Origin of the sequence: Sporosarcina sp. FSL K6-1522 (assembly GCF_038622445.1) — a bacterium.
Taxonomy (GTDB): Bacteria; Bacillota; Bacilli; order Bacillales_A; family Planococcaceae; genus Sporosarcina.
Map to the genome: position 1 here is coordinate 2,455,505 of NZ_CP152019.1, position 24,570 is coordinate 2,480,074.

Sequence of the window (24,570 nt, forward strand, 5' to 3'; positions counted from 1 at the left end):
CCCTTGCTGGAGGGAAGCTTTTTTCAAGGCATCTTAATAAAGAGGAGGCTCATCATGAATAAAAAAACAATTATCCGTACATTGGAGAAAATCGCGTTATATATGGAGTTGCTTGGAGAAAATCATTTTAAAGTGTCTGCCTTTCGAAAAGCGGCGAATGTGCTTGAACTGGACCCACGTAGTTTGTCTGAAATGGACGATATTCTAAAGCTAAAAGGAATCGGTAAGGGGACAGGTGCGGTCATTACCGATTTGATAGATAAAGGGGAATCTGACTTACTGAATGAGTTGGAAGAAACGGTTCCTAAAGGTTTGGTTCCATTATTGAAAATCCCAGGTCTTGGCGGCAAGCGCATTGCGAAACTACGTGAAGCAATCGGCATCGATTCGGTTGAATCACTTCAGGCGGCGTGTGCTGCAGGAGAAGTAAGCAAAATAGCTGGCTTCGGCAAGAAAACCGAAGAAAATCTATTGCATGAAATTGAATTATTAGGTACGCGACAAGGCAAGTTTCCGATTTGGCAAGTGGAAAAAGTCGTGTCCTTTGTGGAACAGGAATTGCAATCGATTGCTGAAATCAGTCGTTTTTCTGTTGCAGGTAGCTATCGCCGAACGGAAGAAGAGAGCAGTGACGTGGACTTCATCATCGTGACAGACGCGCCTAGCATTGTTCGTGAGAAATTGTTAGAGGTGTTGCCATTAGCCGCAACGATTGCGGCAGGGGATGCAAAATTGTCTGTCACGCTTGACTTGGACGAGCAAATCGATGCAGACTTCCGTTTTGTCATAGCGGAACAATTTGCCTCTGCGATTCATCATTTTACTGGTTCAAAAGATCATAATGTTCGGATGCGTCAGCTTGCAAAATCTAAAGGAATGAAAATTAGTGAGTATGGTGTGGAGCATGAAGATGGCTCGGTGACGACGTTTGAATCAGAAGAGCAGTTTTTCGCGTACTTCGATTTACCATTCATTCCGCCTGCGGTCCGAAAAAATGGCAGTGAAATTGATCGGGTGGATGAACTGGCGGGGCTAGTAGCCATCGAAGATATTCGTTCTGATCTGCATATGCACACAACTTGGTCAGACGGAGCTTATTCCATCCGTGAAATGGTGGAAGCTTGCCGTGCGAAAGGCTATCGTTATATCGTCATTACAGATCATACGCAGTATTTGAAAGTAGCCAATGGACTGACGCCAGAGCGGGTACGTGAACAAATTGCGGAAATCCGTTTGTTGAATGAAGAATACGAGGACATTGAAATTTTTTGTGGGACAGAAATGGATATTTTGCCAGATGCCACACTCGATTTTGACGATGAGCTGTTAAGTGAGCTCGACTTTGTCATCGCATCCATCCATTCGAGCTTCACACAATCACAAGAACAGATTATGGAACGCCTACATATGGCAATGAAAAATCCGCATGTTGATATGATTGCACATCCAACTGGACGTATTATCGGGCAACGGGAAGGCTATAATCCAGATGTTGCTCAGCTCATCAAATGGGCGAAAGAATACGGAAAAATATTGGAACTCAACGCCAATCCTTACCGACTCGATCTCGCGACAGATCACCTCATGATGGCGCAGGAAGCGGGCGTTCCAATTGCCATTAATACAGATGCACATGCCATTGATCAATTAAAATATATGGACATTGGTGTGAACTATGCACAAAAAGCTTGGTTAAAAAAAGAAACGGTCGTCAATACATGGCCGCTCGATAAATTCATCCGCGACATTGTGCGGAAGTGAAAGGGAGTGTAAGACATTGGAAAACCGTGTCTTAAAAACACTTGAATTTGATAAAATTCGCGATCTTGTAGCAACACATTGCACATCATCCGCGGGACGTTCGACGATGGAAAAATTAGTACCTGTTAGTGAATTTGAAGAAGTTGTACGACTGCTTGAGGAGATGGATGAAGGTTTGTCCATCTTACGTGTGCGAGGCAACGTGCCAATGGGGGGAATCAGTGATATACGCCCACATGCGAAGCGTGCGCAAATGGGAGGCATGCTGAGCGCCTACGAACTAATGGAAATTGCCAATACGATTCGCGCTAGTCGCGTTTTACGTCAATTCATCGAAGCGATTGTGGCAGATGAAGATGTTGAGATTCCGCATTTTGTAGCAAAAAAAGACTCGATTCCAGTATTGACAGGTTTGGAGCATGAAATCAATGCCTGTATTGATGACAATGGATATGTTGTTGACAGTGCATCAGGATCGCTTCGTACGATACGCCAAGGGTTACGTATGCAAGAAGGGCGCGTGCGTGAAAAACTAGAAAGTTACACGCGTGGACGCAATGCTGCAAAAATGTTGTCCGATTCAATCGTGACGATTCGAAATGATCGTTTTGTTATTCCTGTTAAGGCAGAGTACCGTTCGCATTATGGCGGTGTCATTCACGACATGTCGTCATCAGGCCAGACGTTATTCATCGAGCCAGATGCGGTTGTTCAAGCGAACAATGAAATTAGACGACTGAAAATGAAAGAGCAAGAAGAAATCGAGAAAATCCTTATCGAACTTTCTGCAAAGGTCCAAGAAATTGCGCATGAGCTATTTGTCCTCGTTGCTGTATTGGCGGAAATCGATGTCATTTTGGCAAAAGCAAAATTCGGTATGGCACATAAATGCACGAAGCCCGAAGTGAATAATGAAGGCTATATTCGACTTGCCAAAGCGCGTCATCCATTGCTCCCGATCGAGGAAGCGGTAGCGAATACGATTGAATTTGGTAAAGAGATTACGACAATTGTCATTACAGGGCCGAATACAGGTGGGAAAACAGTGACATTGAAAACTGTTGGATTATGTACATTGATGGCGCAATCGGGGCTGCCAATTCCTGTACTGGATGGCTCGGAAATCGCTGTCTTCGATTCGGTCTATGCTGATATTGGGGACGAGCAATCGATCGAGCAAAGCTTGAGTACATTCTCCTCTCATATGGTGAACATTGTGGACATTATTCAAAAGTATGATGAGCGTTCGCTTATTATCTTTGATGAGCTTGGTTCAGGGACCGACCCACAAGAAGGGGCAGCCTTAGCTATTTCGATTCTCGATGAAGTGCACGGTCGTGGAGCACGTGTCATGGCGACGACGCACTATCCTGAATTGAAAGCGTATGGCTATAACCGTCCAGGTGTTGCCAATGCCAGCGTAGAGTTCGATATTGATACGCTGAGCCCGACGTACCGTCTATTAATAGGAGTGCCAGGGCGTAGTAATGCCTTTGAAATTTCCAAGCGACTTGGTTTGCAAGAGCGCATCATTGAACGTGCAAAAACCTTCACGGGAACAGACCGTGGAGAAGTCGACTCCATGATTGCTTCATTGGAAACGAGCCGTGTTCAATCCGAAAAAGATGCCGAGCAAACGCATGAAGTCTTGCTGGAGACGGAGCGTCTGAAGCATGAGTTGGAAGAACGACTTGCGGAGTTTGACGACATGAAAGAGCGTCTGGAAGCGAAAGCAAAAGAAAAAGCGAAAAAAATCGTTGAGGAAGCGAAGCGTGAATCGGAAGCGGTGATTTCAGATTTACGTGCAATGCGTTTAAATGTCGGCGCAAATGTGAAAGAGCATGAGCTGATTGAAGCCCGTAAACGTCTTGAAGGTGCTGCACCTGCCGAAGTGAAAAAGAAAGCCGTTCAAGCGAAGGCTGCACCGCGGCCACTTCAGGTGGGCGATGAAGTGAAGGTGCTTAGCTATGGCCAGAAGGGGACGCTCATTGAAAAAGTATCGGACAAGGAATGGGTTGTCCAAATTGGAATTTTGAAAATGAAGCTCGAACAATCTGGCTTGGAATATATGAAACCCGAAAAGGAAAAGCGTCATGTCGTGTCTGCTGCCGTTAAAGGGAGAGATTCGCATGTGAAATTGGAACTGGACTTGCGCGGGGAACGTTACGAGGATGCGATTATCCGAACGGAGAAATATTTGGACGATGCGTTGCTGTCCAATTATCATCAAGTGTCCATTATCCACGGTAAGGGCACGGGGGCATTACGACAAGGCATTCAGCAGTATTTGAAAAAGCATTCTCGCGTGAAGAGCTATCGATTCGGTGAAGCGGGCGAAGGTGGACATGGTGTAACAGTCGTTGAATTGAAATAATGTGAAATTAGTTAACGATTAATGAAACCTTTTTGAAGCCCATCCGTATAAGGGAAGCATAACCGAACATAAAAGGGGTCATTAATATGACGAAAACAGGTTTTTGGAGCCATCCATTAGTAGAGACGGCGGGCTATTTCAGTGTTGTTGTCCTTTGCTTGATTGTTTCGATGGTGCTTTTTGAGCTCGTCACGAAATATAAAAATTGGGAAGAAATTCGAAAAGGGAATCTTGCGGTTGCTTTTGCGACAGGTGGAAAGATTTTTGGTGTCGCCAACATTTTCCGCTATTCCATCGAACGCCATAATTCGTTGCCTGAAATGATTGGCTGGGGATTGTTTGGGTTTATCCTGCTCGTTTTTGCTTATATCCTGTTTGAATTTCTTACGCCGAAATTCAATATTGATAAGGAGATTGAAGCGGATAATCGTTCAGTGGGCTTTATTTCTTTGACGATTTCAGTCGGCTTGTCATTCGTCATTGGGGCAAGTATTTCATAGGAGTTGTCAGTTTGCATGGAGAAATTAGCGAAAGTATTAATGGTTGTTTGTGTGCTTTTTATACTAGTTGGTGTGTACTGGTTAATGTACGGAACGCCGAACTGGTTGAGATGAAAAAATACCGTGACCGAAAATTGTCGGTTACGGTATTTTTCTATACTAAAATAAAAATTTCTTGAAAGCATATTCACTTATCGATATACTTAAAATAGGAATATTCAAACAAGTTAAAATGAGAAAGGGAGGATTTTATGACGACGAAACCGTGGTTAGGCTTGTACCCGCCTGAGATTTCAAAGACGCTTGATTATGAAAAGATTCCGATACAGGAATTTTTGACAAGAACGAGTACGAAATATCCATCCAAAATTGCGATGCATTTTCTAGGAAAAGATATTTCATACAAGGAATTTCATGAATCAGCTTTGAAATTTGCAAACTATTTACGTGCGATTGGCATTGAAAAAGGAGATCGGGTGGCAATTATGCTACCGAATTGCCCGCAAAGTGCAATCGCTTACTATGGTATTTTGTATACAGGTGCTATTGTCGTCCAGACTAATCCGTTGTATACAGAGCGTGAATTGTCTTATCAGATGACAGATTCCGGAGCGAAAGCTATCATTTCACTCGATATTTTATTTCCAAGGATTTCGAAAGTCGTGAAAGAAACAACATTGGAGCATGTCATTATTACCGGCATTAAGGACTACTTACCATTTCCAAAGAATTTGATTTATCCTTTTATCCAGAAAAAGGAGCATGGCATCACGGTGAAAGTGGAACATCGTGGGATCAACCATCTCTTTACTGAAATTATGAAGATTGCTAAACCAGATCCGGTTCACTATGCATTTGATTATGATGAGGATATTGCGCTATTGCAATATACGGGAGGAACGACAGGCTCGCCCAAAGGCGTAATGTTGACGCATAAAAATCTCATTTCTAATGTGAAAATGTGTGATGAATGGCTGTATAAATGCGAAGCAGGTGAAGAAACGGTCATGGGGATTTTACCGTTTTTCCATGTATACGGAATGACGACAGTGCTTGTTCTTTCTGTTATGCTAGGCAATAAGATGGTGCTTGTGCCGAAGTTTGATTTTGAAACGGCTTTGAAAACCATCGATAAGTTGAAGCCGACGTTATTTCCAGGCGCACCGACGATTTACATTGGTTTGTTGAATCATCCAGATGTGGCGAAATATGATTTGTCTTCTATAAAGGCATGTATTAGTGGTTCGGCTGCATTGCCAACTGAAGTGCAGGCGGAATTTGAGCGTGTGACGGGTGGGAAACTCGTTGAAGGCTACGGGCTGACTGAAACGTCACCTGTGACACATGCCAACTTTGTTTGGGCGGAAGAACGTATAAAAGGCTCAATTGGTGTACCATGGCCTGATACAGATGCATGCATACTAGGTGTGGAGTCATCTGAGCCACTTGCGAATGGTGAAGTAGGAGAAATTGCGGTGAAGGGCCCACAGGTGATGAAAGGCTATTGGAATCGACCAGAAGAGACAGCGCAGACGTTTCGTGATGGCTGGTTTTTAACAGGGGATTTAGGTTATATGGATGACAAAGGTTATTTCTTTGTCGTTGATCGTAAAAAAGATATGATCATCGCCAGTGGTTTTAATATTTATCCGCGTGAAATTGAGGAAGTGCTTTACGAGCACGAAGCGATTCAGGAATGTGTCGTTGCCGGTATCCCTGATCCCTATAGAGGAGAAACGGTGAAAGCGTATATTGTGCTGAAAGAAGGGATTTCCGTCACGGAAGAAGAATTAAATACGTATTGCCGAGCGCATTTGGCAGCCTTTAAAGTGCCGCGTCAATATGAATTCCGTACAGAGCTTCCGAAAACAGCTGTCGGAAAAATCTTGCGCCGCGCACTCATAGAAGAAGAGTGGCAGAAAGTCGACAAGGAATTACAGACATCGTAAGGTAAAGCTTGACTAGAAAGTAAATAACGATTATTATGAAAATATGAATGAATCATCATTCATATTTTCTTTTTTTAATGGTGGTGATGAATAAGTGAAACGGGATAAGCCTAAGTATAAGCAAATCGTGGATGCGGCGGTCATTGTCATTGCCGAGAACGGATACCATCAAGCACAAGTTTCAAGGATTGCGAAAGAAGCAGGTGTGGCAGACGGGACGATTTATCTTTATTTCAAAAATAAAGAAGATATTCTCATATCGGTATTTCGGGAAAAAATGGCGATTTTCGCAAGCAATGTGGAGGAAATATTGAAGCAAGATTATGATACATCTGAACGATTGTTCAGGCTAATCGACAATCATTTCCGTATACTTCACGAGGACCGTCACCTTGCAGTCGTCACGCAGTTAGAGCTTCGACAATCGAATCGAGAATTACGTCTTCGAATCAATGATGTGTTGAAAGAATACTTAGTGCTCCTCGATACCATTTTGAATGATGGGATTGAGAGAGGAGAACTCAATGCACTGCTAGATGTACGTCTAGGCAGGCAAATGGTATTCGGCACAATTGACGAAACAATCACTTCATGGGTGATGAATGACCAAAAATATGATTTAATGAAATTATCGCCTGAAGTACATAGACTCATTTGGAAGGGTATGAAGGCGTAGATTGTTGCAGCAAAAGTCCACTGCTTACATAAGTAGTGGGTATTTGCGAAATGCACCTCAATCCAGCTGGGCTCTAAGCCTAAGCTGAATCAAGTCAAGCCGCTGCAAATTGTATCGTGCTCGGCTAGTTGACATTTTAGTATAGTTTTGATGTATAATTGTTAATATCTTGTTCAAAAGGGATGGGATGGAATGGATTTTCTGAAAGTGATTACGGAAGACGGGGTTGCCGTTGCTACGATTAATAGGCCACCCGCGAATGCGCTTTCACGCGCATTGATCCAAGAAGTAGATGCTTTACTCGACCAGGTGGAAAACGATGATGCAGTTCGGGTGATCGTGTTGCACGGAGAAGGTAAGTTTTTCTCAGCTGGAGCGGACATTAAAGAATTTACGTCCGTGACATCTGGAGCTGAGTTCACACAACTTGCTGCCAATGGTCAAGCAGTATTCGAACGCTTGGAAACGTTTTCAAAGCCGGTCATTGCTGCGATTCATGGAGCGGCACTTGGCGGCGGCCTTGAACTGGCAATGAGCTGTCATATGCGCATTGTAACGGAAAAGGCGAAGCTTGGACTGCCAGAGTTACAATTGGGACTCATCCCAGGATTTGCTGGTACACAGCGCTTGCCGCGTTATGTAGGGATGCCGAAAGCGGCGGAGATGTTGTTGACGAGTGAACCCATTACAGGAGAAGAAGCGGTCCGTTTAGGACTTGCTAACCATGCTTATTTGGATGAGGATTTGCTTTCAAAAACGATGGAATTAGCAAAGAAGATTGCGAAGAAAAGCCCTATTGCGGTAAAATCAGCATTGAGTGTGCTGCAATATGCGAAACCATCTACTTATTATGAAGGTGTAAAAGCTGAAGCGGCATCATTCGGTGAAGTGTTCGTGTCTGAGGATGCGAATGAGGGGATTCAGGCATTTCTTGAAAAACGTCAACCTGTATTTACGGGAAAATAACTGAAAAGTCGGGGGAGATTTGCGATTATGAATATTTACGTACTAGTAAAACGGACATTTGACACAGAGGAAAAGATTGCGGTTTCAAACGGAAAAATTGCGGAAGATGGTGCAGAATTCATCATCAATCCTTATGACGAATATGCGATTGAAGAAGCGATTCAAGTACGCGACGCAAACGAAGGCGAAGTAACAGTTATTACAATTGGTGACGAAGAGGCAGAAAAACAACTTCGCACAGCACTTGCGATGGGCGCTGACAAAGCGGTACTCATTAATACTGAAGATGATTTAGATGAGATGGATGAATTTACAGCTGCTAAAATCATCGCTGAATATTTGAAAGACAAAGAAGCAGATTTAATCCTTGCAGGAAATGTCGCAATTGATGGTGGCTCAGGTCAAGTCGGCCCACGTGTTGCGGAATTGCTAGGCATTAACTATGTAACGACGATTACAAATCTTGAAATCGACGGAACATCCGTGAAAATTGTTCGTGATGTTGAAGGCGATTCTGAAAATATTGAGACATCACTACCGTTGCTTGTTACAGCGCAACAAGGCTTAAATGAGCCACGCTACCCATCACTTCCAGGAATCATGAAAGCGAAGAAAAAGCCGCTTGAAGAGCTTGAGCTTGATGATCTTGACCTCGATGAGGATGACGTAGCAGCAAAAACAGAAACAATTGAAGTGTATCTACCAGCACAAAAAGCGGCAGGCCGTGTTCTTGAAGGCGACATCGCTGATCAGGTGAAAGAACTAGTGTCGCTACTGCATTCAGAAGCGAAAGTAATCTAACAGTAATCTACCGTGTTTAGCAAAGGTAGTCTTGTTCTAGTAAGTAGCGTAGTATATTCAAACTTTTAAATGTAATCGGAGGGAATAGAGATGTCTAAAAAAGTATTAGTTCTTGGGGAAGCACGAGAAGGTACGCTGCGTAACGTGTCATTTGAAGCGATTGCGGCTGCGAAGAAGATTTCTGGAGGCGGAGAAGTTGTCGGCGTATTGCTCGGCGATGCTGTTCAATCATTAGCGGCAGAAATGATTCAGTACGGAGCAGACCGTATCGTTACTGTAGAACACCCACATTTGAAGCAATATACATCCGATGGCTTTGGCCAAGCGTTTATGGCTGTTTATGAGCAAGAGAATCCGGAAGCGGTTGTCTTTGGGCATACGGCTCTTGGGAAAGATCTATCGCCTAAAATCGCTAGTAAACTAGCATCTGGTTTGATTTCTGATGTGACGGATATCGAAGGGGAAGGTGATGCAGCTGTATTCATCCGCCCAATCTATTCTGGTAAAGCATTTGAAAAAGTGCAGAATAAAGAAGGACTTCTGTTTATTACAGTACGTCCGAATAACATCGCACCACTTGAGCAGGATGCAGGCCGCACGGGCGATAGCTCTGCGGTATCGGTTGATATTACAAACCTTCGTACAATCATTGCTGAAGTCGTTCGTAAATCGACAGAGGGTGTTGATCTTTCTGAGGCGAAAGTGGTTGTTGCGGGTGGACGTGGCGTGAAGAGTGCGGAAGGATTTGAGCCATTACAGGAACTTGCGAATCTTCTTGGTGGAGCAATCGGTGCATCTCGCGGTGCTTGTGACGCGGATTACTGTGACTACTCTTTGCAAATTGGACAAACAGGTAAAGTCGTAACACCTGATTTGTACATTGCAGCAGGGATTTCAGGTGCAATCCAGCATATGGCTGGGATGTCCAATTCAAAAGTAATCGTTGCCATCAACAAAGACCCTGAAGCGAACATCTTCAAAGTAGCGGACTATGGAATTGTTGGCGATTTGTTTGAAGTAATCCCGATGATGATCGAAGAAATTAAACAATTGAAAGTCGGCGTGTGAGTCCAATAAAGCTTAAAGTAAAAGCTCCCTTTTATTTAAGAGGGAGCTTTTACTTGTGACGGGCATATAGTTAGCGGCTCCATGTGCCGCATGCTATAATACAAGCAGAGCTATTCAATACACATGTTGTTCAATTGAACACGAATTTTGAGGAGGAAATTTCAATATGGCTATCATTAATGCAACAGATCAAACATTTGCAGAGAATATTAAAGAAGGACTTGTCCTTGTGGATTTTTGGGCACCTTGGTGTGGACCTTGTAAAATGATCGCTCCAGTTCTTGAAGAACTTGATGGCGATATCGATGGTAAAGCGAGCATTGTAAAAGTAGACGTTGACGATAACCAAGGAACTGCAAGCAACTACGGCGTTATGTCTATCCCAACATTGATCCTATTCAAAGATGGAGAAATCGTTGACAAAGTTGTTGGCTTCAAACCGAAAGAAGCACTTGCTGAACTAATCGAAAAACACGCGTAATTTCTGACAGTAGAGGAGACTTCCTGCTGAATAATTCAATAGAATAACCGGGTCCCTTCATTGGTGCCCGGTTTTTTTGGGTAGGTGAAAAATGTGAATGAACTAATTGGACAAAAACTAGCGATTTTACCGGAGTTGCCGGGCTGTTATTTGATGAAAGACCGGCAAGGGACTGTCATTTATGTTGGAAAAGCCAAGGTGCTTAAAAATCGTGTTCGCAGTTATTTTACGGGCAGTCACGATGCAAAAACGCAACGGCTCGTTGGTGAAATTGAAGATTTTGAGTATATTGTGACGTCGTCCAACATCGAAGCGCTAGTATTAGAATTAAATCTTATTAAACAGTACGATCCTAAATACAATATCATGCTAAAGGATGATAAGAGCTACCCCTATTTAAAGCTAACTGCAGAACGTCATCCGAAGCTTATTATTACGCGGCAGGTGAAAAAGGATAAAGGAAAATATTTTGGCCCTTATCCGAATGCTTATGCGGCAGGGGAAACGAAGAAGTTATTAGATCGACTTTACCCATATCGGAAATGCCATACACTGCCGGATCGCGTTTGTTTGTATTATCATCTCGGACAGTGTTTAGCACCTTGCGTTAATGAGGTAGAGGATGAAACATATAAAGAAATGTTCGACGATATTACCCGTTTTTTAAACGGCGGTTATAAGAGTGTCAAGAAAGAATTGACTGAAAAAATGTCGGCTGCTGCGGAAAACTTGGAGTTTGAAAGGGCGAAAGAATACCGCGATCAAATTGTCAATATTGAAGCTGTTATGGAGAAACAAGCAATGACGATGAATGACTTTACAGACAGGGACATCTTTGGCTTTTTTGTGGATAGAGGTTGGATGTGTGTGCAAGTATTTTTCGTTAGGCAAGGGAAATTGATTGAACGGGATGTATCGATTTTTCCGCTCTATCAAGACCCTGCGGATGAGCTGTTGACCTTCATTGGTCAATTTTACGGCAAATCGGAGCATCTATTGCCGAAGGAAATTCTTTTACCGCAAGGGATGGATAGTGAGCTTGTTCAACAATTGTTACAGGTGAATGTATTGATTCCACAACGTGGCAAGAAGAAATCACTTGTGGATCTTGCAGGTAAAAATGCAGAAATTTCATTAGGAGAAAAATTTCAATTGATTGAGCGACAGGAATTGCGAACAATTGGTGCGTGTGAAGAGTTAGGCGAGGCGATGAATATCGCTGTACCACTTCGCATTGAGGCGTTTGATAACTCGCATACATATGGCGCAGACCCTGTTTCGGCAATGGTGTCATTTGTCGATGGCAAACCGAATCGTAAAGATTATCGGAAATACAAAACGCAAACTGCTGCAGCGCATGATGATTACGCAGCGATGCGTGAAGTCGTTAGAAGGCGCTATGTGCGTGTCTTGAAGGACGGGCTACCGTTGCCTGATCTCATTGTTATTGACGGTGGTAAAGGGCATATGGAAGCTGCACGTGAAATAATTGAAGACGAATTGGGCTTATCCATTCCGATTGCGGGGCTTGCAAAGGATGATAAGCACCAGACTGCACAGTTGTTGTACGGCAATCCCATTGAAATGATTGCGCTTAAAAGAACGAGCGAGGCATTCTATTTACTGCAGCGCATTCAAGACGAGGTGCACCGCTTTGCCATTACGTTCCATCGCCAACGACGGGAAACGAATTCACTTGTATCGGCATTGGATGGTTTGCCAGGCGTTGGGCCGAAGCGGAAAAAGTTGTTATTAAAACATTTTGGTTCAGTGAAGAAGATTCGAGAAGCATCAGCCGAAGCGTTGCGAGAAGCTGGTTTGCCTACCAAAATTGCTGAGTCGGTAGCAGTATATTTTCATGAAGAGGCATTGCGGGAAGATAAATAGTATGGTAGAGTGAATGCACTGAATTTTTTCACTTACAAAGATAGCTATGTTCGGAATGCAGGGGGATGTACTTTCCAGCATTTTGACTATCAATTTCATAAAGTGAGGATAGAGGTGCGGATGCCAATAGTACATCCTTGGAGGGCGGCAGCCTGAAGAGAGGGGTGGAAAGGGGTACCCGCCGAAGCAGACGAGTCACTGCCAGGTCGTTGTGCTGGATTTCCATTGAACAAGTGGGAGTCTGTCAGGTACTAATACCTGGAGAGCTATCCGTATGGAGTTTTTTAGTGATGCTCCAATCGGACCGGCTCTCAATCTTGAGGGCCGTTTTTGCGTTCAGGTGGAAAATGGAGGAAGAAAAAATGGTGCGTGTTGTTATGAAATTCGGCGGTACATCTGTAGCAAATCCTGAAAGAATTGCCCGCGCGGCAAAGCTTGCAGTTGGAGAAGTGAAACGTGGGAATCAAGTAGCTGTCATTGTTTCCGCAATGGGGAAAACAACCGATGAGTTATTGAGCTTGGCTAAAGAAGTGAATCCGCAAGCGGGGAGTCGGGAGCTTGATATGTTATTGTCGACGGGTGAGCAAGTGACGGCATCCCTTTTGGCAATGGCGATTGCAGCTGAAGGCGTAAAAGCGCAATCCTATACAGGGTGGCAAGCAGGTGTGACAACCGAATCTGTTCACGGTAATGCGCGAATCGAGCAAGTGACCGCGGACAGAATTACATCTGCATTGGATGCTGGTGTAGTGGCGGTAATTACAGGTTTTCAAGGAATGGATGCCAACGGGGAAGTGACAACACTTGGACGCGGTGGTTCAGATACGAGTGCAGTTGCTGTTGCGATTGCCCTGAATGCAGCGATTTGCGACATTTATACAGATGTGGAAGGGGTGTTCACAACAGATCCGAGATTGATTGGCAAAGCGAAGAAGCTTGAAGAAATTTCATATGATGAAATGCTTGAAATCGCAAATCTTGGCGCAGGGGTTTTACATCCAAGAGCGGTGGAGTTTGCTAAAAATCATCAAATGCCACTTCGTGTAAGACCTGCCCATGTAGACGGAGAAGGAACAATCATCAAGGAGGAAATTGATTTGGAAAACAATCTTATTGTCCGAGGTGTCGCTTTTGAGCGTGACATCGTTCGGGTGACTGTATTATATGACACACCGTTTAATGGTTCGCTTGCAAATATTTTTACAACGCTTGCACAATGTCATATTAACGTGGACATTATTGTTCAAACTATTCGAGAAGATGCACAGCCTTCTGTATCATTTTCGATTAAGAAAGAAGACTTCGCGGAGACGATGAACGTGTTGGAGACGAATAAAGAAGCGCTCGGTTATCGACGCGTTGAATTCGAAGTGGGGCTTGCGAAAGTATCGATTGTAGGCAGTGGTATGGTATCGAATCCAGGTGTTGCGGCACAAATGTTTGATACACTCCGCATTGCATCTGTCCCAGTGAAAATGGTCAGTACGTCTGAAATTAAAGTGTCGGTCGTTGTCCCAGAACCGAATATGGAGAAGTCGGTCGCAGCGTTACATGAGCAGTTCGGCTTGGACGTGCAGTAACACTAGATAGGCATACAAAAGAGGCGGATCCGATAAGGAGTACGCCTCTTTTATGTTTTAGATTGTTGTTTTTACATCCCATTTCACGTGGAAACGGACAAGGCCATCTTTAGCCCTAACTTCACCATAGCATTCTGTTAAAAAACCATTCAACTTTTGAAATTGCTCTGCAACGAAACCCGCTTCAAGTTGACAGGAACGATTTTCGGTCGTTGTAATATCGCCTTTGGTCATCGTATAGAACGCTTCATCTTTCGTTGTTTTCTCTAGAACGAGAGCACCCCAACCCGCTTCTATAAAAAAAGCAGGCACTTCTTCTATACTGAAAACGGGGAATTTTCTTGCAATTTCCTTTCCTACCCAATAAAGAATTTCATCTTCATGTTTACCTAAAATACTAGGAATTACGTGATCTCGTAAAATTTCGTAGCCGAAACGAGTTGGTGAGTTGTATGTAGTGTTTTCCAATAGAGTATACAATCCCTTTCGGATAAATATGAATGTCGTGCTGTCTTCTATAAAATAGGAAAGTGAACACAGCAAAAAACAGACATCGTCTTGACCTCTTCAAAACAGAGGAGTACAATGGACATGTTCTAATATTGTAACACGAAGAGTGAAGCCGTCAACGGGTGTTCATGTCGAAACGATGACAGACGTTGAATGGTGAACTCAGTAATAAGGGAGGGTAAAAGACTTGTCGAGAGAATCAGATTTCTACTTGCGCCGTCTTCACTCATTGCTCGGAATTATTCCGGTTGGGCTTTTTGTTGCTCAACACTTGGTCATTAACCATTTTGCAACGCGCGGCGAAGAAGCATTCAACACTGCATCTAATTTCATGGGGAACTTACCATTCGTTCTGTTCTTAGAATGGTTCGTCATCTACATCCCACTTATGTTCCATGCGTTTTACGGCCTGTACATAGCTTTCACAGCAAAAAATAACGTACAACGCTTCGGTACTTTCCGCAACTGGATGTTCATGTTGCAACGGATTACAGGGGTATTCCTTGTTATCTTTATCGCATGGCACATCTTTGAAACGAGAATCCAGAAGGCGTTGGGTGCTACTGTGGATTACAACATGATGGCTGACATCTTAGCGAATCCATTTATGCTTGCATTCTACATTGCAGGTGTTATTGCAGCGACGTTCCACTTGGCAAACGGATTATGGTCATTCCTTGTCACTTGGGGACTTGCACAATCACCACGATCACAAAAAATCGTTACATACGTTACGATTGTCGTATTCTTAGTACTTGCTACAATCGGCGTTCAAGCACTATTCGCATTTGTTTGAGTCATAAGATGATTTATCTGAATTCAGCAGACCTCCCTTTTCTCAAAGTGGTGGGATGAATGCAAGTGGTTTTACTGTTCAGTGGGATTTTTAAGCTCCGGCTGAACTCAGATAAAGCCTCCGGCGGATGTCACGGATTTTTAAGGGGAGCCTTTTGAGCGAGCTCGAAAAAATCCGGACGCAATTACGCTGAGGCGTAATCGATTGAAGAAATAAAGATCACTGATAATTTGAGGAGTGAAACAATAATGGCGAAAAGCAGATTGATTGTCGTCGGCGGCGGACTTGCAGGCTTGATGGCGGTCATCAAAGCGGCGGAAGAAGGTACGCCGGTTGACCTGTTCTCACTTGTCCCGGTTAAACGTTCACACTCCGTATGTGCACAAGGCGGCATTAACGGAGCGGTAAACACGAAAGGTGAAGGTGACTCACCGGACATTCACTTGGATGACACGGTTTACGGCGGAGACTTCCTTGCGAATCAACCACCTGTTAAGGCGATGACAGACGCAGCACCAGGAATCATTCACTTGCTAGACCGGATGGGCGTTATGTTCAACCGTACACCTGAGGGCCTATTGGATTTCAGACGTTTCGGAGGAACGCTACACCACCGTACAGCATTTGCGGGTGCAACAACTGGACAACAACTTTTATATGCACTAGATGAGCAAGTTCGAAGCCATGAGGTTTCTGGACTTGTGACGAAATATGAGCACTGGGAGTTCCTCGGTGTTGTTCTTGACGAAGACGGCGTATGTCGTGGTATTAAAGCACAAAACCTTAAAACAATGGAAATCAAAGCCTTCAAAGGTGATGCGGTCATTATGGCAACAGGTGGACCTGGAATCATCTTCGGGAAAACGACAAACTCTGTCATTAATACAGGATCTGCGGCTTCTATCGTTTATCAACAAGGTGCTCACTATGCAAACGGTGAGTTCATTCAAATTCACCCAACAGCAATTCCAGGGGACGATAAACTACGTCTCATGAGTGAATCTGCACGTGGTGAAGGTGGACGTGTTTGGACATACAAAGACGGCAAACCTTGGTACTTCTTAGAAGAAAAATACCCGGCTTACGGAAATCTTGTACCACGTGACGTTGCGACACGTGAGATTTTTGATGTCTGCGTTAACCAAAAGCTTGGTATTAACGGTGAAAACATGGTATACCTAGACCTTTCTCATAAGGATCCAAAAGAGCTTGATATCAAGCTTGGTGGGATCATTGAAATTTATGAGAAATTCACTGGTGATGACCCACGGAAATTGCCAATGAAAATCTTCCCAGCTGTTCACTATTCAATGGGTGGACTATGGGTGGATTACGATCAGATGACAAATATTCCAGGTCTGTTTGCGGCTGGAGAATGTGATTATTCACAGCATGGTGCAAACCGTCTTGGTGCAAACTCACTTCTTTCAGCAATTTACGGCGGAATGGTTGCAGGACCAAATGCTGTTCATTACATGAAAGGCTTGAAACGCACTGCTGAAGAACTACCTTCTACAATTTTCGACGCAGCAGTGAAAGAAGAGCAACAGAAGTGGGATGACACGCTCAAAATGAATGGTACTGAGAACGCTTATGTCCTTCACAAAGAGCTTGGCGAATGGATGACAGATAACGTAACAGTGGTTCGTTACAACGACAAACTACAACAGACAGACGATAAAATCGTAGAGCTTCTTGAGCGTTACGAAAATATCAATATGACAGATACACAGCAATGGTCTAACCAAGGCGCAACGTTTACGCGTCAGTTGAAAAACATGCTATACTTAGCACGTGTTATTACTCTCGGAGCACTGAACCGTGATGAGAGCCGTGGCGCTCATTACAAACCAGACTTCCCGAACCGTGATGACGAGAAATTCATGAAAACAACGATGGCGAAATTTGACGGTAAATCTGCACCGATTTTCCACTATGAAGAGATTGATGTGTCTCTCGTAGCGCCACGTAAACGCGACTACTCCGCGACGAAAGGAGAATGACGTAAATGAGCGAGCAACAAACTGCAACGAAAACAGTGCATTTTAAAATTCGTCGGCAGGATACAGCTGATTCTCAACCGTATTGGGAAGAATTCAAATTAGATTATAGACCGAATATGAACGTTATTTCTGCTTTAATGGAAATTCGTCGGAACCCAGTCAATGCGGAAGGTAAGAAAACAACGCCAATTAACTGGGACATGAACTGTCTTGAGGAAGTTTGTGGAGCATGTTCAATGGTTATCAATGGCCGTCCACGTCAATCGTGTACAGCTCTTGTTGACAAATTGACACAGCCAATCACACTTGAACCGATGAAAACATTCCCAGTCGTTCGTGACTTGATTGTTGACAGAGAGTTCATGTTTGATTCCTTGAAAAAAATCAAGGCATGGGTTCCAATCGACGGAACGTATGACCTTGGAGAAGGTCCGCGTATGCCTGAGCGTAAACGCCAATGGGCTTACGAACTATCGAAATGTATGACTTGTGGTGTTTGTCTTGAAGCGTGTCCAAACGTTAATGACAACACAAACTTCATGGGTCCTGCATTGCTGTCACAAGTTCGTCTATTTAACACGCATCCAACAGGTGCGATGAACAAGGACGAGCGTCTAGCAGCACTTATGACAGATGGTGGTATCGGTGAATGTGGTAACTCACAAAACTGTGTAGTGGCATGTCCGAAAGGCATTCCATTGACAACGTCAATCGCTGCGATGAACCGTGCAACGACTGTCCAAATGTTTAAAAACTTCTTCGGAAGCGACCATATGGTAGACTGATTGTAGTTTTGAACCCTACTAAGCTTTTTCGCTTAGTAGGGTTTTATTTTCTTTAGGGACTGTCTACTTTATATTCCATTAGATGTTTGATAGAATAAAAGAATGAGTATTCATTCATTTCATTACTGGGGGAATTTATATAATGAGAGCAGCTTACATAACGGATTTTGAAACATGGAGTTCGGAATTTAGTTTTTCAATGGCGGTATCGGTCAGATTTTCAGAAACAGATATGTTTGGCCATTTGAACAATACGGTACCGTTTGCGTATTTTGAATCTGCACGTATCGAATATTTTAAACAGATTGGTTTGATGGATAGCTGGCTCGATCCGTCTGGTGCAAATATTCCGGTTGTTGCCGACTTGCAATGCGATTATTTGAAGCAAGTCTATTTTGATGAGGCGCTGGATATTTACGTGAAAGCGGCTACGATTGGCAATAGCTCTATCGATGTCCATTACATGGCAAAGAACGAAAAAGGGGAAATCGTCTTTACAGGCCGTGGATCGGTGGTGCAAATTGGGCGACAGACTGGCAAAGGTGTTCCATGGACGGATGCAGACCGATTGCTTTTACAAGAAGCGAAATAAGCAAAGTGCTAGAGCTTAGATTGTTTTTTTAAGATGAAGAACGTATACTTTCTGATTTTCTGATAAACTAGCCGGCACAGCCTCCTTACCCTTCACATAGTTTAAAGTGAAAGCAGATAGGAGGGGCGCGTCTTGACAGAAGAATCGAAAAACCGTTCCTTGCTTACGGCAAGGGAGCGAGAAATCTTTCATCTGCTCGTTGACGATCAAACGACAAAAGATATCGCGGGACGGCTCGGGATCAGTGAGAAAACGGTCCGGAACCATATCTCAAACACGATCCAAAAGCTAGGCGTTTCAGGTAGAGCACAAGCGATTGTCGAATTGTTGCGTCTGGGCGAATTGCAATTGCATTAAAAGGTATTGCCATACGCGCTAAAAAGGGTGACAATAGGTAGACAGTATTCGTTTTCAGGGAGCTGGTTTACTTGACGGAGCACATCATACCTAACGTACACAACACAGAAGAAGTTGCACGTATGGAAAAAGAATTGAGATATATTGCGGATATTATAAAGCAACAAGGCCGTAGAATTCTTAGTAATTACACGATTACACCGCCGCAATTCATCGCTTTGCAATGGTTATTTGAACACGGTGATATGACGATTGGCGATTTGTCGAACAAAATGTATCTAGCATTCAGTACGACGACTGACTTAGTTGATCGAATGGAAAGTAACAATCTTGTCAAGCGTGTGCGAGATCAGCAAGATCGTCGTGTCGTGCGAATTAACCTTCTCAGTGAAGGAGAGCGCGTAATCGAAGAAGTAATTGACAAACGTCGAGAGTATTTGAACAGCGTCTTAGCCAATTTTGAAGAGAAGGAAGTTAAAGAGCTGTCCTATTTACTCATTAAATTGCATGAAGAAATGAAAGAGGATTTGAGGGATTAAAGTGGAACCGCCAATCGGAGTAATAGATTCGGGTGTCGGTGGTCTAACTGTAGTAAAAGAGCTACTGAACAGATTACCAAATGAACCAATTGTATATATCGGAGACGATGCGCGTTGTCCATATGGGCCGCGGGCGGTTGAAGAAATAAAAGCATTTACAATGGAAATGGCGTCAGCACTTGCTGAAAAGGGGATTAAAATGCTCGTCATCGCTTGCAATACAGCTACGGCTGCTGCACTCGATGATTTACGAGCATTTTTCCCTTTTCCGATAGTTGGTGTCATTGAGCCGGGTGCACGTGCAGCAGTCAATGCATCTCAAACGGATGAAATCGCTGTACTGGGAACTGTTGGGACGGTTAACAGTGGCGCCTATGAGGACGCGATCCATAGACTAGTTCCTAAGGCGAAGGTGCATTCGCTGGCATGTCCAGCGTTTGTCCCCATCGTTGAGAGCGGGCAGTACAAGTCCGAACATGCAAGCACCATTGTGAAACAGACACTGGAGCCATTGCAGCAGGTTGATTTTGATACAGCTATACTTGGCTGTACGCATTATCCACTTCTGCAGCACCATATTCAACAGCATTTGCCAGGTACTGTCCGCATCATATCATCTGCAATCGAGACGGTGCATGATGTAGAGCGCCTATTGCACTTGAATAGTATTGAGCGTTTAGAGACTCGTAAAGTGTCCCCCGTCTTTTATACGACAGGCGAGTTGGACAAGTTCCGTTCAATTGTCGCTGATTGGTTGTCGATTGATAAGCTAGATGTTAGGCAAATCGAATTATAACGGCTCGGGTGCCCCAATTTGGGATACCCGAGTTTTGCGTATGTGAAATGGATTATGATAAGATGAATGCGCAAACTTGAAGGGTGGAATTTTTTATAATGAGACATGATGGAAGAAATGCTGAGACGATTCGTCCAGTAACGATTGAAACCGATTATTTGATGCATCCGGAAGGATCTGTGCTGATTACGGTTGGGAATACAAAAGTGATTTGTACGGCGACAGTAGAGGAGCGGGTACCTCCATTTTTACGTGGAAGCGGAAAAGGTTGGGTAACAGCGGAGTATTCGATGCTACCACGTGCGACAGGACAACGTACGCAACGCGAATCTTCAAGAGGGAAGGTGAATGGCCGTACAATGGAAATTCAGCGCTTAATAGGCCGTGCATTACGTGCTGTTACGAACTTAGAGGCGTTAGGAGAGCGGACGATTTGGGTAGACTGTGACGTCATTCAGGCGGACGGTGGAACGCGTACAGCATCGATTACGGGTGCATTCGTTGCGATGACAATGGCAATCGCTAAATTGCATGAAGCTAAAGCGTTTACGACGTTCCCAATTGCCGATTACTTGGCGGCAACAAGTGTAGGGAAGACGAATGATGGTCAACTGATCTTGGATCTCGATTATGTGGAGGATTCGTCTGCTGCAGTCGATATGAACGTTGTCATGACAGGTGCAGGCGCATTTGTCGAGTTGCAAGGAACAGGTGAGGAATCGACATTCACACGTGATGAAATGAATGGCTTGGTGACACTTGCGGAACAAGGGATTCACCAATTATTTGCAGTGCAAACAGAAGCGCTTACTTCAACAGCGGCGCTAATCGGCCAGAAAGAAGAGGAGCAATGATGAAAGAAGTACTCATCGCTACAAATAACCGAGGGAAAGCAAAAGATTTTGAGACATTATTTCAGCCGTTTGGTGTACAAGTCCTAACATTGAATGATATTGAAGAAGCCATCGATGTAGAAGAGACAGGTGTCACATTTGAAGAAAATGCGATATTGAAAGCTGAAACGGTTGCACGTTTGTTGAATAAAATCGTGATTGCAGATGATAGTGGACTTGAGATTGATGCGCTAAATGGCGCTCCAGGCGTTTATTCGGCGCGTTATGCGGGTACGGAGAAGAGTGACGAGGCCAATATCGACAAAGTACTAGCGGAGCTGGGAACAGTGCCTACAGAGGGGCGTACAGCACGCTTCCGCTGTGTGCTAGCAGTAGCTGGTCCTGGCCTTCAAACAGAGACGTTTTCAGGTAGCTGTGAAGGTTTGATTCACACGGAGCGCAAGGGGACAAACGGTTTTGGTTATGACCCGATTTTTTATGTGCCTGAGCAGGAGCGAATGATGGCCGAACTATCGCCTGAAGAGAAGAGTTTGATTTCACATCGGGGGGCGGCGTTAGCGAAGTTGAAAGTGAAGCTACCACAATTTATCCAACAGTAATGGGTAGTAAGCTCGACTGGTTTGACTATAATCAGAGGTAGGGAGAGCCTCCTCTGATTGTAGTTTTACTTTATGAAAGGGGTAGGTGAACATGAATGAAAATTGTTGTTATGAGTGATTCGCACGGGGATAAGGAAACGGTGAAAGCCGTATCTACTCTATCCGCAGATGCGATGTTTCATTGTGGAGATAGTGAACTAGCATACGATGATCCGGTTTTGCATACAATGCATCGAGTGCGTGGTAATTGTGATTATGATGCAAGCTTCCCGGCGTCTGTTGTTGTCGATGTGCAAGGGAAGAAAGTATTAGCGGTTCACGGGCATGAGCATGCTGTAAAGCAATCATTGATGAGGCTTTATTATAGCGCTAAAGAGCTTGGGGCTAATATTGTGTTATTCGGTCATTCACATCTATACGGTGCGGAGATGCAAGACGGCATTCTATTTCTAAATCCAGGTAGCACGATGCAGCCAAGAGGCGGCAAAAAGGCGACATATGCAGTAGTAGAATGGGACGAAACTGTACGTGTGACATTCAAAAATATGCAACATGAAATAGTGGAGTTAACTGAAATAAAAAACTTTTGAAATGTCGTTGACTTTTGTTGAATTAAGATCTATACTAATATTTGTCCTTAGCGATCAGATGATTACTAAAGTACATGTCTCAGTAGCTCAGCTGGATAGAGCAACGGCCTTCTAAGCCGTCGGTCGGGGGTTCGAATCCCTCCTGGGACGTAAATAAATCAGTCACAAACCATTGATACAATTGGATTTGTGAGAAACTAGGGATTCGGTCAGGGCTTCGGTCACTGGTGCAGAATCCCTTTTTTATTACCCTTAGAAATTACGTGAATAGCGTACCGAAATTATCTTCCAATTCAACTGAATGGAGGATTTTTTTATTATGACGAAAAAGACGGGATTATTTGACGTGGATTTCACACTGACAACTAAAGAGTTTACCGCATCTATTAAAGGGGAGAAGGCAACTACGGCTCACTACAAGCCTTTTTCGGAAGCTTTAGGAACTATTATCAACCAAATGCAGGTGAGTGGCTACCGCCCCCGTACTATCAAAGATTACGATACAGTCTTGATGAATTTCGCAAAGAGTACAGGGATTCTCTATTTAGAAGAGGTTACTGTAGATACTATCTACTCGTGGTTAGATTCCATGCATGTAGTAAATCAAACAAAGCTAACACGCTTAAAGGTTCTGAAATCGTTCCTAAGCAAGTGTTTCACCAATGGTTGGCTAAGCTTGAACTTTTGGCAATCAATCAACGTGAAGGTAGATAAGAAGGTTAAAAAGGGTGCAAAGCCAAATGACATTGCAATCCTAGTGTCATTAATTGATAAAAGTACATTCATTGGTCTAAGGGATGTGACTGCTATTTTAACAATGTATAAAACGGGGATTCGTATAAACACGTTAGGGCAGCTGAATGAAGGACATATTGATTGGGAAAATAAGATACTTGTCCTAGATGGAGCGATATTGAAAAACCACCAAGTGTTGAAGTTGCCGATAGATGACCAGTTAGTAAGTCTGTATCGAGTGCTGATTCAATGTAATGACAGGATAAGGGAACACTACGGAGTAAGTAATACCAACTTATTTATATCTTCAAGGGCAACGACGTTGAATACAAAATCCACTAACAATGCTATTTCGAAGCAACTTACCAAATATGCTAAACGATTTGGATTGGAAAATATCAATGCACATGCTCTTAGAAGGGCGTATGCAAAGAATCTACATGACAATGGAGCGAGTGTGGCATTAATCAGTAAGGCTCTTGGTCATTCAGATTTAGCCGTGACCACGCAGTATTTGGATTTAGATGTAGAGGAAGTAGCGAAGGATTTGAGAGAGTACCTATAAGTATTAATGGCTGTCTACGCCTTAGTTTCAAGGTTACTTGAGTCTTTGATGTAGGCAGTCATTTTATGTTTATGTAGTCTTTTTAAACTGTGATTCTTTATTGACATATCAACCTTGTTGTATTACTATTTACTTAATAGTTGTATTGATAAATAATACTTTTTTTATAGGAGGTAGTTTTATGGGGAATGTTCCAAAAACAATTAGTTTTAGAACTGATGAAATAACAACACAGAAAATGGAGAAAATCAGACAGCTTGTATTCGAAGGTAGAGATGTTAGTAACGCATTAATATTAAGAACGGCGATAGACTTCCTTCATGATAATTATGGAAAAGGGATATCTGCTACTGAAGATATACTTGAAATAGTAGAGGCGTATATCAAAGTAGCTTATTTAAGTAGACCACAAGTTGATTTAAAAGGATTAGGTGATTTCCTAGGAGAAGTGAAGGAAGTTTACGATGAGCAATATCCAGTAGAAACTTTGGAAATAGCAAAGTTATACGATGACGAAAACCCTATTACGGTAGCTCAACTAATAAGATTTAGCAATAGGATGCTTCCAGAAACATTTTTAAGAATTATGGAAGTTGATGAAGTAGAATATGTTGACCTCCCAGATGATGAATTAGCGGATTTTCTTCTAAAAAAGTTTTCAGAGGATAGTTTTAGGGAAAAGGCACAAACATTATTCAAGATGATTTTTTAAGCGTATTAATAATTGGGGATTAAATAATGAAATGCCTTGAAGTATAGTGATGGTGAATTTACTAGGTTTACCTATCAATACGTTTTTAGGTATA

General features: G+C 43.3%; 24 protein-coding genes, 1 tRNA gene and 1 riboswitch. Of the genes, 24 read left to right on the forward strand and 1 reads right to left on the reverse strand.

Annotation, left to right across the window (positions count from 1 at the left end):
• Window positions 1-54: 54 nt before the first annotated feature.
• The 11 genes from polX to MKY34_RS12095 all read left to right on the forward strand — a co-directional run bounded on the left by polX (window position 55) and on the right by MKY34_RS12095 (window position 14,043).
• Window positions 55-1,761: a DNA polymerase/3'-5' exonuclease PolX gene (gene polX / locus MKY34_RS12045; RefSeq protein ID WP_342510867.1), complete on the forward strand. Its 1,707-nt coding sequence runs from the start codon at window positions 55-57 to the stop codon at window positions 1,759-1,761.
• A gap of 16 nt (window positions 1,762-1,777) precedes the next feature.
• Window positions 1,778-4,135, forward strand: a complete 2,358-nt coding sequence (locus MKY34_RS12050; protein WP_342510869.1) for an endonuclease MutS2 — start codon at window positions 1,778-1,780, stop codon at window positions 4,133-4,135.
• A gap of 86 nt (window positions 4,136-4,221) precedes the next feature.
• The gene (locus MKY34_RS12055) at window positions 4,222-4,635 is read left to right on the forward strand and encodes a DUF350 domain-containing protein (protein ID WP_342510871.1); all 414 of its coding nucleotides are present in this window, start codon (window positions 4,222-4,224) and stop codon (window positions 4,633-4,635) included.
• Between the two features lie 251 nt (window positions 4,636-4,886).
• Window positions 4,887-6,584 (forward strand): long-chain-fatty-acid--CoA ligase, encoded by a 1,698-nt coding sequence (locus MKY34_RS12060; protein WP_342510873.1) that lies wholly within the window; start codon window positions 4,887-4,889, stop codon window positions 6,582-6,584.
• Between the two features lie 94 nt (window positions 6,585-6,678).
• On the forward strand, window positions 6,679-7,260 hold the full coding sequence (locus MKY34_RS12065) for a TetR/AcrR family transcriptional regulator (RefSeq protein WP_342510875.1): 582 nt from the start codon (window positions 6,679-6,681) through the stop codon (window positions 7,258-7,260).
• Between the two features lie 192 nt (window positions 7,261-7,452).
• Window positions 7,453-8,226: an enoyl-CoA hydratase gene (locus MKY34_RS12070; RefSeq protein ID WP_342510878.1), complete on the forward strand. Its 774-nt coding sequence runs from the start codon at window positions 7,453-7,455 to the stop codon at window positions 8,224-8,226.
• Window positions 8,227-8,253: 27 nt separating this feature from the next.
• Window positions 8,254-9,027, forward strand: a complete 774-nt coding sequence (locus MKY34_RS12075; RefSeq protein WP_342510879.1) for an electron transfer flavoprotein subunit beta/FixA family protein — start codon at window positions 8,254-8,256, stop codon at window positions 9,025-9,027.
• Window positions 9,028-9,117: 90 nt separating this feature from the next.
• A complete protein-coding gene (locus MKY34_RS12080; RefSeq protein WP_342510881.1) occupies window positions 9,118-10,095 on the forward strand; it encodes an electron transfer flavoprotein subunit alpha/FixB family protein in 978 nt (325 codons plus the stop codon).
• Window positions 10,096-10,261: 166 nt separating this feature from the next.
• Complete coding sequence (gene trxA / locus MKY34_RS12085) at window positions 10,262-10,576, forward strand: thioredoxin (RefSeq protein WP_342510883.1); 315 nt, start codon at window positions 10,262-10,264, stop codon at window positions 10,574-10,576.
• Window positions 10,577-10,669: 93 nt separating this feature from the next.
• On the forward strand, window positions 10,670-12,463 hold the full coding sequence (gene uvrC, locus MKY34_RS12090; protein ID WP_342510885.1) for an excinuclease ABC subunit UvrC: 1,794 nt from the start codon (window positions 10,670-10,672) through the stop codon (window positions 12,461-12,463).
• Between the two features lie 101 nt (window positions 12,464-12,564).
• A riboswitch (Lysine riboswitch) is annotated at window positions 12,565-12,740 on the forward strand.
• 85 nt (window positions 12,741-12,825) lie between these two features.
• Window positions 12,826-14,043, forward strand: a complete 1,218-nt coding sequence (locus MKY34_RS12095; protein WP_342510887.1) for an aspartate kinase — start codon at window positions 12,826-12,828, stop codon at window positions 14,041-14,043.
• Between the two features lie 57 nt (window positions 14,044-14,100).
• Here the strand turns inward: MKY34_RS12095 and MKY34_RS12100 are convergent, their stop codons facing one another.
• Window positions 14,101-14,511 (reverse strand): YslB family protein, encoded by a 411-nt coding sequence (locus MKY34_RS12100; protein WP_342510890.1) that lies wholly within the window; start codon window positions 14,509-14,511, stop codon window positions 14,101-14,103.
• A gap of 229 nt (window positions 14,512-14,740) precedes the next feature.
• On the opposite strand from MKY34_RS12100, the gene MKY34_RS12105 reads away from it, so the two are divergent.
• The 13 genes from MKY34_RS12105 to MKY34_RS12165 all read left to right on the forward strand — a co-directional run bounded on the left by MKY34_RS12105 (window position 14,741) and on the right by MKY34_RS12165 (window position 24,476).
• Window positions 14,741-15,349, forward strand: coding sequence for a succinate dehydrogenase cytochrome b558 subunit (locus MKY34_RS12105; protein WP_342510892.1), 609 nt, complete (start codon window positions 14,741-14,743; stop codon window positions 15,347-15,349).
• 248 nt (window positions 15,350-15,597) lie between these two features.
• Window positions 15,598-17,352, forward strand: coding sequence for a succinate dehydrogenase flavoprotein subunit (gene sdhA, locus MKY34_RS12110; protein ID WP_342510894.1), 1,755 nt, complete (start codon window positions 15,598-15,600; stop codon window positions 17,350-17,352).
• A 5-nt stretch (window positions 17,353-17,357) separates the two neighbouring features.
• A complete protein-coding gene (gene sdhB, locus MKY34_RS12115; RefSeq protein WP_342510895.1) occupies window positions 17,358-18,137 on the forward strand; it encodes a succinate dehydrogenase iron-sulfur subunit in 780 nt (259 codons plus the stop codon).
• Between the two features lie 142 nt (window positions 18,138-18,279).
• Window positions 18,280-18,729, forward strand: coding sequence for a thioesterase family protein (locus tag MKY34_RS12120; protein WP_342510897.1), 450 nt, complete (start codon window positions 18,280-18,282; stop codon window positions 18,727-18,729).
• A 132-nt stretch (window positions 18,730-18,861) separates the two neighbouring features.
• Window positions 18,862-19,086 (forward strand): LuxR C-terminal-related transcriptional regulator, encoded by a 225-nt coding sequence (locus MKY34_RS12125; RefSeq protein ID WP_342510900.1) that lies wholly within the window; start codon window positions 18,862-18,864, stop codon window positions 19,084-19,086.
• 122 nt (window positions 19,087-19,208) lie between these two features.
• The gene (locus tag MKY34_RS12130; RefSeq protein WP_342515255.1) at window positions 19,209-19,625 is read left to right on the forward strand and encodes a MarR family transcriptional regulator; all 417 of its coding nucleotides are present in this window, start codon (window positions 19,209-19,211) and stop codon (window positions 19,623-19,625) included.
• 1 nt (window position 19,626) lies between these two features.
• Window positions 19,627-20,421 (forward strand): glutamate racemase, encoded by a 795-nt coding sequence (racE, locus tag MKY34_RS12135; protein WP_342510901.1) that lies wholly within the window; start codon window positions 19,627-19,629, stop codon window positions 20,419-20,421.
• Between the two features lie 98 nt (window positions 20,422-20,519).
• Entirely contained in the window at window positions 20,520-21,275 is a 756-nt protein-coding gene (gene rph, locus MKY34_RS12140) for a ribonuclease PH (protein ID WP_342510904.1), read from the forward strand.
• On the forward strand, window positions 21,275-21,874 hold the full coding sequence (locus MKY34_RS12145; RefSeq protein ID WP_342510906.1) for an XTP/dITP diphosphatase: 600 nt from the start codon (window positions 21,275-21,277) through the stop codon (window positions 21,872-21,874). The genes rph and MKY34_RS12145 overlap by 1 nt, the downstream gene beginning before the upstream one ends.
• Window positions 21,875-21,969: 95 nt before the next feature.
• The gene (locus tag MKY34_RS12150; protein ID WP_342510908.1) at window positions 21,970-22,464 is read left to right on the forward strand and encodes a metallophosphoesterase; all 495 of its coding nucleotides are present in this window, start codon (window positions 21,970-21,972) and stop codon (window positions 22,462-22,464) included.
• Between the two features lie 76 nt (window positions 22,465-22,540).
• Window positions 22,541-22,614 (forward strand) — tRNA-Arg (locus tag MKY34_RS12155).
• A 169-nt stretch (window positions 22,615-22,783) separates the two neighbouring features.
• A complete protein-coding gene (locus MKY34_RS12160) occupies window positions 22,784-23,764 on the forward strand; it encodes a site-specific integrase (RefSeq protein WP_342510909.1) in 981 nt (326 codons plus the stop codon).
• 181 nt (window positions 23,765-23,945) lie between these two features.
• Window positions 23,946-24,476 carry a hypothetical protein gene (locus MKY34_RS12165; RefSeq protein ID WP_342510911.1) on the forward strand — a complete coding sequence of 177 codons (531 nt, stop codon included), beginning with the start codon at window positions 23,946-23,948 and terminating at the stop codon, window positions 24,474-24,476.
• Window positions 24,477-24,570: the final 94 nt, after the last annotated feature.